Below are 12885 nucleotides of genomic sequence, written 5' to 3'. Positions count from 1 at the left end.
GAATATTATTAGACAAAAAAATCCTGTTATTAAACAGGCTCTCTCTGCACTGACTAGCTATTATTTTTAAATAATCCCAAACTCTTTTAAAGCAAAAGAAATACCACCTTCACTTGATTTCTTTGTAACGAAATCTGCTCTTGTTTTTAACTCTTCTCCGCCATTCCCCATCGCAATTCCCAGTCCTACATACTGTAACATCTCAACATCATTTCCACCGTCACCAAAAGCAATTGCTTCTGATTTACAAATTTCCAGATGTTCCAATACCTTTTGAATTGCAGTTAGCTTCGATACTTTATTATCTTCCAACACATTCATAACGTAACCATGAAAACGTTCAAACGTAAGTGCTGGATATCTTTCAAAGAATTTTTGAGCTTCTGTTTCATCAGCATACAGACATACACAATAAATCTCTTCTGACAAGTTTCTAACTTTGTCAGGATACCGCTCTAAATTTAACGTTTCATTTAATGCTCGTATTACACGTTCGTCTTTTGAGGCAATACCATTCATTACAAATTCTTCTGTAAAATAAGAAACACTGTGACCATGTAATTCAGCGAAATTTGAAATATCATGAACAATTTCAATCGAAAGTACCGATTTATGTATAACTTCATCAGCACATTTTATATGTGCACCATTTGCAGAAATAAACGTATTTATGCCCAGTTCTTTAAATTGTGAGCATAAACTATATGGTCTCCCAGTTGTAACAACGACGTAAATTCCTTTATCTATTAACCTTTGTATCGCTTCTTTTGTACTTTCGTGCATACTTCTATCAATCTCACTTAAAAGAGTACCGTCAACATCGAAAAATACAACTTTGTACATATCCTCTTACAATCCATCCAAATGATTTGTATCATTTATAAAATGAACAGTTTTCTGTTTATCCGTAAGTTCAATCAAACTAATACCCGTATCTCCCATTTTAAAATAATAGTCCATACTAATTGGCATTTGGAAAAATGCTCGTAAAATACTATTTATTACACCACCGTGTGCAACAATTGCAATCCGATCATATGTATTTTCTGTCACGATTTTAGAAAAGATTCCTTCTATTCTCATTCTAAATTCAATAAATGATTCCCCGTTTTCAAACCGGTCATGAAGAAACTTTGGCTCTGGATATTTTTTTGCTTCCTCAAATGATAAACCTGCTTGCACTCCATTATTAAACTCCATTAATTCCTCTTCTAATTGAATTGGGCACTGAATCGCTTCAGCTAATGTTTCAGCCGTTTCTCGAGCACGTTTTAATGTGCTTGCCCAAATGAAATCTGGTGGAAAGTCCGCTTTCACTTTCTGTACAAGTCTTTGTACTTGCTGCCTTCCCTTTTCTGTTAATTCAAAATCAGCTCGACCTTCATGTACATTTAAAATATCAGCTTCTGATTCACCGTGACGTATTAATAGTATTTGCATGTTTATCCCACTCCTTGTTTAATATTCACAAAATTCTATTATACCATATTTTAGGATTTCAAAAATAAAAAAGGAACGGTTTCCCGTTCGTCACCCATTCACTTTCTCTGCATCATTCCAATAATACTTACTAAACGCTTCCGTTAACACATCAATTGTGTTATATAATTCATCTAACGTATTATCAACACCACCAACTTCAATTAACATCGCATTTTTAGATAAATCTTGGTTATAAACGCCATTTCCATCTTTTTTATACTTCGGAAAAATCCCTCTACTTAATCCGTAATAGTTTTCATCTAAATAACTATTGATTGCCCTTGCAATTTTTTCATTTTCAGCACGCCCTTCATTTTCCATCCCAATTATAAAATATAATCTTGCATACGATTTTCCGTTAATTACTTTTGTTGTTACCTTCTTCCGCTGATCATCACGGTGTATATCAATCGGAAACGCAATTTTATTATTTTGTGCTAATGTTTCTTTTACATATCCATGAGACGCTTTATATGATTGCGGCCATTTCCATTTTTTACTCGCTAATAAATCCCCCATATTCGTTTTATCATGAATTACCGGAATTCCTTGTCCTTCAAGTTGTTCTTTCATACGTTTCCCTAGTAAGGACACATTTACATCCGGACTTGATGGATCGGTAGCCCCTGGTAATAACGGAAAGAAGGATTCCCAGCTATGTGTATGATAAATGTATACTGCGCTTTCTCCTTTTTTCGTTCCGTTCTTTTTCTGCACTGGATTTTTCTTTTCTGCTTCTGTAACTTTATCTTTTGCTACTTCTCGCTCTTTCGTTACTTCTTCAATCGGTACACTAGATTCATTTGGAATATTCGTAAAGTTCGTCCCTTCCCCAGCTACGATAATATTCGAGTAATACTTTGACATACCAGGTACTTCTTTCCCGACAAATGTTCTTAAATCTTTTATTTTCAAATCTGTCGCAATAGAGAACATTAAATTCCCAACTGATTCTCGTTTATTTTGCTTAAAATAATCAAATCCATAATAGCGATTCTCACTTTCTATCATTTGAATAAAACCTTGCATAGATACTTTTCCAAACCATTGATTCGCATAATTCGATTTCATTGTATGTAAAAGTGACGTCAAAATCGACGCAATAATAATTACTATTAGTGCATATAAAAAGAGTAACGAAACTAGTTTTTTCCCATGTATACGAGTTGCATACTTTTTCACTGTATCACCTTCTTTATACATGGATATGTACAAGCCTTTCGTAATATACGCACAAAAAAGAGAAATGGCATCCCATTTCTCTTCCTCACTCTTATAGTTATTTTTCTGTATCTGACGAAGGTAATTTCTTCGCTTGTTTCTCTTTAAAAATTTCCCCAATAGCACCAAGAGTACCAAGTGTTTCAATTGCATTAGACGGAATAAAGACTTTATTTGCTGGTCCTTTTGCAACCTCAATCAATGATTCAAATGATTTATAAGCAAGTACGCGCTCATCTAAATCTGCTGCGCGAAGTAATTCAATTCGATTTTGTTCTGCTTTTGCGATTTCCTCAATCGCTCTTGCTTCCCCTTGCGCTTCTAATTCTTTTGCTTCTTTTAAACCTTCAGCTTCTCGAATACGCGCTTCTTTATCCCCTTCAGCCATTAAAATTTTACTTTGTTTTTCCCCTTCAGCACGAAGGACTTTATCTTGTTTCGCTGCTTCAGCTTCTAAAATGATCGCACGTTTATTACGTTCTGCTTTCATTTGTTTTTCCATTGATACTTGCACATCTTTTGGTGGGTTAATATCGACTATTTCGACACGCTCAATACGAACGCCCCATTTTTCTGTCGCTTCATCAAGTGCTAAACGAATTTCTGTTGAAATTTTTTCACGACCTGATAATGTTTCATCAAGCTCCATTTTACCAATAATTTGTCGCATTGTTGCAGATGTAATATTACGAACACCATATTCATAGTTTGAAATACCATATGTCGCAAGCTCTGGTTCAACAATTTGATAGAAAATAATTGTATCAATTTCTACTTGTACATTATCTTTCGTAATTACCTTTTGTGGTGGTACATTCGTTTGTTGAATACGCAAATCATGATATACACGAACACGATCTACAATTGGGATTAAAATATTTAATCCTGGGTGCATAATCCGTTGAAATTTACCAAACCTTTCAACAACCCCAACTTTTTGCTGCGAAATAATTTTAATCGTCAATGCAATAAATACAACGACAATCAATGCGAAAATAATCGTTAACGTTAATGCTACTGCCATATTTATTCACTCTCCTTTTTCACTTGTAAAATAGTACTATGCCTCTTTATAACAACGACTTTTTCTCCAGCATCAATAGGAGTATCCGAAATAGCTGTCCAAGTATCTCCATCCACTTTCACAATACCGTTCACTTCACTTGTAATCGCTTGCATAACAATTCCATTTTTACCAACCAGTTTATCTACTGTATCAGTAAAACCTTTTGCTTCTCGAAAGTTTTTTGAAATTCTTTTCGTAAAGAAAGTCAATGTTAAACTTACAATCGCCCCAACAACAACTTGTAAGAATAGTGCATCAGGAGCAAACAAAGCAATAAGACCTCCGACAACAGCTCCAATTCCAAGCCAAAGCATGTAAAAAGTAATCGACAACATTTCTGCAATAAATAAAATACCCGCTATTATAAACCAAATCACCCATCCAGCCATATGCAACCCTCACTTTCTTTCTCATTTTCTATATGTATATGAAGAAAAGAATGGTTTATCCGCCCTTTCTCATAGAGGGGCGTTTGCTACAAGCTATTATATATATTCGCTGTTACAACAAGCATTAATAAAATACTATATTAATATATTCTTCATTATACATGAAAATTCCTTTCAAAAAATGACAAAAAATTTAATTGTTTCAAAAATATTTTTTTCAGATTATAATTTTAAAAATATTATTGATTTGAAGGTGGAATTCTTATTGCCGAAACGTTCACTAGCTTACTATTTAGGCTCCAAAATGTGTATTACCCTCGCTGACATTGTATAACTCACATCTATATCACAACTAGATCAGCTACAATTACCGATATTTTCGGTGTTCGTACTATTTATATCATCGCTTCTTTTCTTATTTTATGTTCTGCTTGTTTGTCTTTTCGTTTATTAAAGCATCAGAGATTGCAAAAGAAAGAGATTTCTATTTAACATATTGTATCTAAGTGATTTATTTCTTATATAAGACTTCCAACTACATAGTCCAATGAATTTATATCAACGATTTTTCAATTATATCTATCACAACTTACAATATATCAACGATTCGATATGAGATATCGATTCATCAACAGAAATCGACAATACTTTTAGCTATTAATAAGAGAAGGCTGGCCTCCATAAATCCATTTCAGGCAACCTTCTCTCGTTTCTATTTACGATAAGTTTGGTATTTTTCTATGTTTTGTCGCTTGTTCAAAAGCGTATGCTAGTTTAATTAATGTCCCTTCACTAAAAGCAGTACTTGCAAGTGTAATCCCAAAAGGTCTTCCGTTTTTCATATATCCTGCTGGTATTGCTATAGATGGATAGCCCGCTTTTGCACAAATTGTAGAGCCTATATATGAAGAGAACAGTATCGCATCAAGATTGTATTTTTTTAATGCAAAATCAATTCCTTGTTCTTGTGAAAAGTATATATCCTCTAATCTTGCATTTAAATATTCAGGATTTCTTAACGTATTAGGAAAATCTTTTCTTATTTCTAACTTTTTTTGTCCGTACTTCAATGCCCTTTCTTCTATCTGACTATTAAAATCGAGTAGTTCTGAAATCGAATGCACTGGAATATTAGAAGGTAATTTGGAAAGATAATTATCTAAGCTATGCTTAAGTTCATAGAGCGGTACTCCCCAACTCCATTCCCTATGAAAAGATGGAATATCGATATCCTCTATTACTGTCGCTCCTTCATTGCGTAACACTTGAATCGATTTTTCAAACAATTTTTCATCATATTCACCATTTTCGTAATAATCTTCTGATGCATTGTTAAATACGCCAATCTTCGCTCCCTTTAATCCATTTACATCAAGATAAGTTGTATAATCTTGCTCTGTCCTTCCTTCACTTTTGTGAGTGGCTACATCCACCTCATCCACTCCCGTCAAGTTCCCTAGTAGAATAGCTGCATCTGTTACCGTTCTAGCAAACGGACCGGCTGTATCTTGAGAATATGTGAACGGAATAATGCCTCTACGGCTAATTAAACCAACAGTCGGTTTAATACCTACAACAGAGTTTTGAACAGCTGGGCTTAAAATAGAAGCATCTGTTTCTGTACCAACGGATAATACTGTAAAGTTAGCAGCAACTGCAACGGCAGACCCTGTACTCGATCCACCAACAAACATATCATCCTTTCCTGTGCCGTAAGGATTTATCGTTTGACCGCCTCTAGCACTATATCCAGCCCACATTTCAAAAGACATTCCATTTGCTAACTCTGTCATATTTGCTTTCCCTATTATCACTGCTCCTGCTGCACGCAGTTTTTTAACAAGAAATGCCTCTTGATTACTAACATTATGCTCAAGAGCAATTGTCCCTGCACTTGTATGCATAGAATCACTTGTTTCAATATTGTCCTTCAGTAATACAGGGATACCGTGCAATGGACCTCTTATACCTTTTGTCTTTCTTTCATGATCTAGCGCTTCTGCAATAAAGATAGCATCTGGGTTGATTTCTAAAATAGAATTGAGTTTCGGACCATCTTGGTCATATTTTGCGATTCTATGAAGATAATACATGACTAATTCTTTCGACGTTAATTTTCCTTCTTCCATTGCAGTTTGTATATCATGAATTGTTAATTCTTTTTGCAATAATGTATTGAACTGAATTTCCATTTTCATTCTCCTTTTATATATGACGTATATCTATTACTTTTTCATTTTCTCCGCTCCTCGCATAAACAACTACAATCCCTTTAAAGGACTTCAACTTACCAGTTTAAAAACCTTTAATTTCCAGAGAAATAAAAAGAGTCTGAAACGAATTCAATATCGCCTCAGACTCTTTTTATTATTTTACATATACCTCTTCTAACAAATGTAAAAACTCGCCTTGTTTACCCGCTAATTCAGGACATTTGTTAATATCAATCCACTCATAACAAAATACTAAACCTTTGTCTTCCTCACCGGCACTTACCATATGTTCCCACGTATCTTTCACATCTGTTAATAATGAAATGTGGAAAAAATGACGTTTTTGATATTCCTTTTTTTCTTTCATATAAATAATGTAATCAGAAAGGAAGCGTTCGATACAAAAATGGCGTAGTCCTGACTCTTCTTGTACTTCGCGTAAAATTGCCGCCTCTAACGTTTCCCCTTCATATACTGTCCCACCTGGCACTTGGATACCAGCCTCTCGTATATCACGATGTTTAAAAACGAGTAGTTGCATAACCCCTTCTTTTTCTCTCGTAATATATGCATGTACCTTTTTCTTATATAACATCGTCATCTTAGCCCTCTCCCCTCAATTCATTACTGCGTTACTTCTTCAAGCGTCAGTTGGTTTTCATATAAATATGTAGCTTGCGGATTCCCAACATACCGTACATGCCACGGTTCATAACGATAGCCGGTAATCCCTTCTTTCTCTTTCGTATATCGAATAACAAAACCAAACTTATGGGCATTTTCAGAAAGCCACTTTCCTTCTTTCGTCTCCCCAAAAACAGTTTCTAACTGAAATTTAGCAGATTGAGATGTAATATCCATAGCTAGTCCTGTTTGATGTTCACTCGTACCAGGGACTGCACTAGACATCGCTGTCTTTGCTTCTCCATCTTGTTTTTTATACATTGTATTTAATGCTTTTTGTCGATCAAAAGATCTAAATCCAGAGACTGCAAAAAGGAAAATCCTCTCATTATCGGCTTGCTGAATCATTTCCTCAAGTGCCACCGCTGCCTCTTTCCTCATCTTTTTCTTCTCCTGATCACCTTCACTAGAATAACGTACTTTCGGAACAACTAAATCTGGGGGTCTATACCCATCTGGTAAACGCCTATTTTTATTCACAAGTACAAGCATCGAATTTGGATTACTAATGACTGCGATATCCCCATCCATATTAGCAATCGTTTCTTTAGCTTTCGGAAATATATTGTTTACATTTACTTCCCGCGCCTCTTGCTCCTTGTACATCTTATAATTTATTCCTGCTACTCCAATGATCAGTATCATTGCTACGGTACCAAGTAGTGCCCATCTTTTTTTCATATAACGACCTCTTATTTTAATAATTTGGCCATTTCATACTCATCGATACCTTTTCCATCGATGATAAGAGCAGATTTTTTGACACCTTCTTGTGCAAATCCAATTTTACTATATAGTGCCTGAGCTCTTGTATTGTGGGCCATTACCGTTAATTCTAAACGCCATACATCATGTAATCTTGCCCACTTCTCTACTTCTTTAAACAAACTCGTTCCAATACCTCGGCCACTATACTCTTGCAAAATACCAATTACAATGCCTGCCACATGTCTCTTTCTTTGAACATCATTACCATTAGCTAAAATAAATCCAATTACTCTATCATCTTCAACTGCTACAAATATTGTCGCATATTCATTTTCTATAAAACGGTGGACCATCTTTTCTTGTTGCTCTACTGTAGTTTTTCGTTCTCCTGGTTCGTATAACATAAATTTCGTTTCTTCGTCTAATTGCTTACTTAATTGTAAAAATGATGCTGCATCTTCTACTCTAATCTCTCGTATCATCTTGATCCCCTATCCATTCTGTTAGTTTAAAATTTTCCTTGTAAAAACATTTTCTCCACTATTCTGAAAATTCCTTTCTAAATTTCTTACTATAAATAGACAAATTTCGATATTACTATAATAATAGGTAATTATGTCTATACTGTGACATGTCTTTCTACCTATAGATTATGAATAAAAAACACGTAAGCTTCTCGCTTACGTGTTTCCCGTATTAACGGGTATCCCGATTGATGAGGGCTAATTAAATTCCCACTTTATCCATTCACTTTTTCCGCTTGCCAAAAATATCCTCCAAATGCTTTAGCAAGAACATCAATCGATCTATTTAATTCTTCATCTGTATTATCTACACCACCAACTTCAATTAAAATCGCTTGTCCCGATAAGTCTTGATTATAGACTCCATTTCCTGTTTGAAACCCTTTTTGAATTACACCACGGCTCACTCCTGGATATTTCTTATTAATTTCCTCATGAAGAGCTGTTGCTAATTGTAAGTTCTTTTCATAATTTTTATTTCCTTTCCCAATTACAAAAGCAAGCTTTGCATATGATTTATCTCCAATTGTTTTTGTCGTGACATTTTTCCGTGCACTATCACGGTGCAAATCGAAAAAATATTGGAGTTCTTTATTACCAGCCATCGCTTCTTGTACAATTTCTCGTGATAGTTTATAAGAACTATTACTGTTTAATCCTTTACTTATTAATTTTTGACCAACATCCGTTTTATCGTTAGTAGCACCGATCCCTTCACTTTCTAACTGTTCACGCAATCGATCGCCAACTATTGAAATATTCGTGACAGAACTCGTTGCTTTATTTGGATTTGGATCATTCGTTAAGTTGAGTAACGGCAAATAAGATTCCCAGCTATGTGAATGATAAATCAATGCAACTTGCCTTTTTCCCGTCGTTTGAGATGGTTGTTTCTTCTCTTTATTCGGATCAGGCTTAGGAACTTGTCCAGCTTCTCCAGTCCGTTCCTTCACTACTTCTTCAAGAGGGACACTCGACTCTATCGGTAAGTTGGAGTAATTTGTTCCTTCACCTGCTATAACGATTTCTGTATCATACTTTCCAAATCCCGGAAGCTCCTTTCCGACAAAACTACGTACATCATCAAAACGAATATTCGTAGCCATCGAAAAGAGGAATGAAGAAATAGAAAAGTCTTGATTCAAATTCCGGTACTCCTGTGTAAAATAATGATTCTCTTTCCCAATAACGTACATGTAACCATTCATTGATAACTCATTTAACCAATTATATAAATACGTTGACTTTGTCTCTTTCATGGAAGTTACCATTACACTAATAAGAAAGAAAGTCGCTAATACCGTAGTAATAACAAATATAATTAACTTGCGTACACTTGTTAATTTCACGTAAAAAAAGCCTCGATTCATACTATCACCCTCTCTATTTCAAGTTATGTACAAGCTCTAGAGAATAGACCGCTTAAATTCCGGCTATATTGTTAATGAGGTGAAATGAATTGAAGCTACTAATAGGAACATTACCAATCGTCTTATCATTTATTTTTTATTTGTTTGCTTTACATCCTAAAATTCGTATTACGCTACATATTTTCGCATACTTAGCACTGTATGTACTCGGGACAATTATTTCTATTAATATATATGATGTTTTAATACAAAATTTAGTTTTCATGACAAGCATTCATGGAATTTTACTAAATCCATTTTTTCTACTTGCAGGAGCGTATATAGGGGTATACACTTTGTACTTAATTTTGTCTCAAATTGTTATGAAACTAATGAATTCCAAAAATGGAGTGTAACGAAATGCAGCCACCATTTATCTGTCATAAATGTAAAAAAAGAATAGCGAGAAAGAAAGATCTTATTACCTCTACATGGCATTTCCGCTTTTATTTATTTCACAACACTTGTTTCAAAAATCAGCAATTATTTGTCTCACGTTTTATTCCTATAAATACACTCTTTGGTTTCTTTCTTATTATATATGGGCTTATTGCGGGTAGCATTCTAATGTTCACGGAGCCATCTATCGTTTGGCTTATTTTTTTGCTTCCTATTTTATATCGGTTTCTTTCATATTATTACGTTGAACGTTTTTTCTGTAAATAACTAGTAGACTGACTTCTAGGAATACTTAAACATTCCCAATCATTTTCTTTTAACATTTTACCAATGTAAATGATTTGTCCAATATGTAAAGCATAATGAGAAATTTGCCTTTCGATCGCTTGCATTACAGTGTGCTCTTCTCCGCGAATGTATACTTTCTGCAAAACCTTCTCTGGCGTTACATTATCCAAAGCTCGAAAAACATAATCCCACCCTTCTTGCCACGCAGCAAGAGCTTCTTGTTTTGAATTGTAGCCGCCTTCAAATTCACCATCTCGGTTACGATTTATTTTTTCACCATCAGACGTTAAAAAATCTGTCCATCTTGAACGCATATTACCATGTAAATGCTTAATAATAATCGCAATACTATTTGCCTCCTCATGAGAAGACCACATTATCTGTTCATAAGATAATTGAGAAAGTACTCGTTCTCCTTGGTTTTGTGTTGCTTTAAAATTCGAAATTGCACATTTTAAATATTCTCGTCCGATATCCAAATTAACACCTACCTTCACACTAACTAATTTTCGTTCCATTCGGTAGTTCCATATTAGGCTGAAGTAAAACAACATCGTCAGCTTCAGGAACTCCGCCAAGTACAAGTACTTCCGATTTAAATCCTGCCACACGCTTTGGCGGGAAATTCACTATAGCAACGACTTGTTGACCGATTAAATCTTCTGGATTGTATCTTTTCGTAATTTGAGCACTTGATTGCTTAACCCCTAACTCTCCAAAATCAATCTCTAACTTAATTGCAGGAATCCTTGCTTCTTTAAATTTCTCCGCCTTTCTTACCGTCCCAATACGCAAATCCAAAGTTAAAAAATCTTCAAAACTAGCCATTTTATCAATCCTCCCAATTATTACTTAGACAAAACATAAAAATCCCCTTCAAAAAAAGAAAGGCGCCTAGGCACCTTTCTTTTGTAACTCACTTGATTCATTTGATTTATAGAAGAAGAAACCGAGAACCCCGCCAATACATGCTGGGATTAACCATCCTATTCCTTCTTTATATAATGGTAACATTTGTAGTACATTTGAAATTGCGTCAATTTTTATGTTCGCACTTTCTAAGCCATTAAATAAACTAATCGACAATGCACCTAATATTGCACCAATATAAATTGTATTACGCTTTCCAATCCATTTATGGAAATACGAAAGTACAATTAATACAATTGCAACTGGATAAATGATCATTAACACTGGTAAAGTTACTGCGATTAATTGTGTCAATCCTAAGTTAGATACAATTAAACTAAATACACATACTATTGTTACAATCGTTTTATGTGAAAATTTCGGAAATAAGTTTGAAAAGAACCCTGCACAGGCAGATGCTAATCCAACCGAAGTCGTTAAACAAGCAAGTGTAATAACAAGTCCTAATAAAATTTTCCCACTCGTTCCATACAACTCATTTACAACATTCGTTAAAATAAGACCACCGTTCTCTGAAACACCAAGTGATGTACTCGTTGAACCTAGATAAGCAAGTGATAAATATATTAACGTTAAACCTATTACAGCAATTACTCCTGATACGACTGTTATTTTTGCGATTTGTCCGCTCTCTTTTATTCCTTTTGAGCGAATAACTTGTACAACAACAATTCCAAATACAAGAGCACTAATTGCATCCATCGTTAAATACCCTTGAATAAACCCACCAAAGAAAGCATTTTCTTTATAAGCAGCGAGTGGTGCAGCCGGTGTTCCAATCGGATCAATAATTGCCTTTCCGACAATAACAGCAACAATTAATACTAACAACGGTGTGAGAAACTTTCCAAACCAATCAACTAATTTAGATGGATTTAATGATAAATACCACGTTATTCCGAAGAAAACTATAGTGTAAAGGAATAGCATGTACCATTCTGAAACCATTGCTTCTGATAAAAACGGCTTCATTCCCATTTCAAATGAAACAGCTCCAGTACGCGGGATCGCAAAGAATGGTCCAATTGCTAAATAACTAACCAGTGGAAAAACAAACGCAAATATAGGGTGAACTCTAGAAGATAGCGCTTTCAAGTCCCCCTCTACAAACGCGACAGCTGTGACAGCTAATAGGGGAAGTCCGACTCCCGTTACAAGGAATCCAATTGTAGCAATCCAAACATTTTCTCCTGCTTGTTGACCTAAAACTGGTGGAAAAATTAAATTTCCTGCTCCTAAAAATAATGCAAATAACATTAAACCGATTGCTAGCGTATCACCTGGCCTTAATCGTCCCTTCATTCTTTCATTTGCATAGCACTTTTTCATTGTTTTTCTCTATTCTCACAATATGCTATGCATCCTCCTCTCTGTTCATAATCATAAAATATGCCCCTTACAAAGCAATGTCTTTCTCCATAATTTCTCCATTCCCCTTTTAATTACTCCAAATTATAGATTTTGATTTTTTTGAATATTTAAGTCATTAGAGTGTTATAACGTGGAGTTCGGTTGTCAGACCTCTTTGTTTTTATCACACATATAGTAACATATTTGGCTGAAAAATAAAAA

Annotated in this window: 15 protein-coding genes and 1 pseudogene; 3 read left to right on the top strand and 13 right to left on the bottom strand. The window is 34.8% G+C overall.

Going from position 1 to position 12885, the window contains the following annotated elements; translation table 11 throughout:
* Nucleotides 1–66 precede the first annotated feature (66 nt).
* The 5 genes from V7038_RS24285 to V7038_RS24265 all read right to left on the bottom strand — a co-directional run bounded on the left by V7038_RS24285 (nucleotide 67) and on the right by V7038_RS24265 (nucleotide 4158).
* Nucleotides 67–843: a Cof-type HAD-IIB family hydrolase gene (locus V7038_RS24285; RefSeq protein ID WP_070139183.1), complete on the bottom strand. Its 777-nt coding sequence runs from the start codon at nucleotides 841–843 to the stop codon at nucleotides 67–69.
* A gap of 6 nt (nucleotides 844–849) precedes the next feature.
* Nucleotides 850–1440, bottom strand: a complete 591-nt coding sequence (locus V7038_RS24280; protein WP_002200747.1) for a histidine phosphatase family protein — start codon at nucleotides 1438–1440, stop codon at nucleotides 850–852.
* Between the two features lie 90 nt (nucleotides 1441–1530).
* A complete protein-coding gene (gene spoIIP / locus V7038_RS24275; protein ID WP_335695758.1) occupies nucleotides 1531–2664 on the bottom strand; it encodes a stage II sporulation protein P in 1134 nt (377 codons plus the stop codon).
* A 97-nt stretch (nucleotides 2665–2761) separates the two neighbouring features.
* Nucleotides 2762–3727 carry an SPFH domain-containing protein gene (locus tag V7038_RS24270; RefSeq protein ID WP_002158136.1) on the bottom strand — a complete coding sequence of 322 codons (966 nt, stop codon included), beginning with the start codon at nucleotides 3725–3727 and terminating at the stop codon, nucleotides 2762–2764.
* Between the two features lie 2 nt (nucleotides 3728–3729).
* Nucleotides 3730–4158: an NfeD family protein gene (locus V7038_RS24265; protein ID WP_002158137.1), complete on the bottom strand. Its 429-nt coding sequence runs from the start codon at nucleotides 4156–4158 to the stop codon at nucleotides 3730–3732.
* 366 nt (nucleotides 4159–4524) lie between these two features.
* Here V7038_RS24265 and V7038_RS24260 point away from each other — a divergent pair.
* Nucleotides 4525–4650 (top strand): annotated as a pseudogene (locus V7038_RS24260) (MFS transporter); the annotation flags it as partial.
* A gap of 224 nt (nucleotides 4651–4874) precedes the next feature.
* Here V7038_RS24260 and V7038_RS24255 read toward each other — a convergent pair.
* The 5 genes from V7038_RS24255 to spoIIP (V7038_RS24235) form a co-directional block, all read right to left on the bottom strand.
* Complete coding sequence (locus V7038_RS24255) at nucleotides 4875–6350, bottom strand: amidase family protein (RefSeq protein ID WP_335695757.1); 1476 nt, start codon at nucleotides 6348–6350, stop codon at nucleotides 4875–4877.
* A gap of 175 nt (nucleotides 6351–6525) precedes the next feature.
* Nucleotides 6526–6972 (bottom strand): NUDIX hydrolase, encoded by a 447-nt coding sequence (locus tag V7038_RS24250; protein WP_199661734.1) that lies wholly within the window; start codon nucleotides 6970–6972, stop codon nucleotides 6526–6528.
* Nucleotides 6973–6995: 23 nt separating this feature from the next.
* Nucleotides 6996–7736 (bottom strand): M15 family metallopeptidase, encoded by a 741-nt coding sequence (locus V7038_RS24245; RefSeq protein ID WP_002200752.1) that lies wholly within the window; start codon nucleotides 7734–7736, stop codon nucleotides 6996–6998.
* A gap of 11 nt (nucleotides 7737–7747) precedes the next feature.
* On the bottom strand, nucleotides 7748–8245 hold the full coding sequence (locus tag V7038_RS24240; protein ID WP_002202264.1) for a GNAT family N-acetyltransferase: 498 nt from the start codon (nucleotides 8243–8245) through the stop codon (nucleotides 7748–7750).
* Nucleotides 8246–8502: 257 nt separating this feature from the next.
* Nucleotides 8503–9657, bottom strand: coding sequence for a stage II sporulation protein SpoIIP (gene spoIIP / locus V7038_RS24235; protein ID WP_078173780.1), 1155 nt, complete (start codon nucleotides 9655–9657; stop codon nucleotides 8503–8505).
* Between the two features lie 89 nt (nucleotides 9658–9746).
* Here spoIIP (V7038_RS24235) and V7038_RS24230 point away from each other — a divergent pair, with 89 nt between their 5' ends.
* Together V7038_RS24230 and V7038_RS24225 are read left to right on the top strand one after the other, a co-directional pair.
* Nucleotides 9747–10052 carry a hypothetical protein gene (locus V7038_RS24230; protein WP_002200755.1) on the top strand — a complete coding sequence of 102 codons (306 nt, stop codon included), beginning with the start codon at nucleotides 9747–9749 and terminating at the stop codon, nucleotides 10050–10052.
* A 4-nt stretch (nucleotides 10053–10056) separates the two neighbouring features.
* Complete coding sequence (locus V7038_RS24225) at nucleotides 10057–10362, top strand: hypothetical protein (protein ID WP_002200756.1); 306 nt, start codon at nucleotides 10057–10059, stop codon at nucleotides 10360–10362.
* On the opposite strand, the gene V7038_RS24220 is transcribed toward V7038_RS24225, so the two are convergent.
* The 3 genes from V7038_RS24220 to brnQ4 form a co-directional block, all read right to left on the bottom strand.
* Entirely contained in the window at nucleotides 10335–10901 is a 567-nt protein-coding gene (locus tag V7038_RS24220; protein ID WP_002200757.1) for a DUF1572 domain-containing protein, read from the bottom strand. The genes V7038_RS24225 and V7038_RS24220 overlap by 28 nt on opposite strands.
* A complete protein-coding gene (gene csaA / locus V7038_RS24215; RefSeq protein ID WP_199661735.1) occupies nucleotides 10882–11211 on the bottom strand; it encodes a chaperone CsaA in 330 nt (109 codons plus the stop codon). Before csaA ends, V7038_RS24220 begins: the two co-directional genes overlap by 20 nt.
* Before the next feature lie 66 nt (nucleotides 11212–11277).
* Nucleotides 11278–12615 (bottom strand): branched-chain amino acid transport system II carrier protein BrnQ4, encoded by a 1338-nt coding sequence (gene brnQ4 / locus V7038_RS24210; RefSeq protein WP_087952844.1) that lies wholly within the window; start codon nucleotides 12613–12615, stop codon nucleotides 11278–11280.
* Between the last annotated feature and the right edge of the window lie 270 nt (nucleotides 12616–12885).

The organism is Bacillus sp. JJ783 (assembly GCF_036963225.1).
Lineage (GTDB): Bacteria > Bacillota > Bacilli > Bacillales > Bacillaceae_G > Bacillus_A > Bacillus_A cereus_U.
Note: the sequence above shows the minus strand (reverse complement) of the source record. Positions and strands in the feature narration are given on the sequence as shown.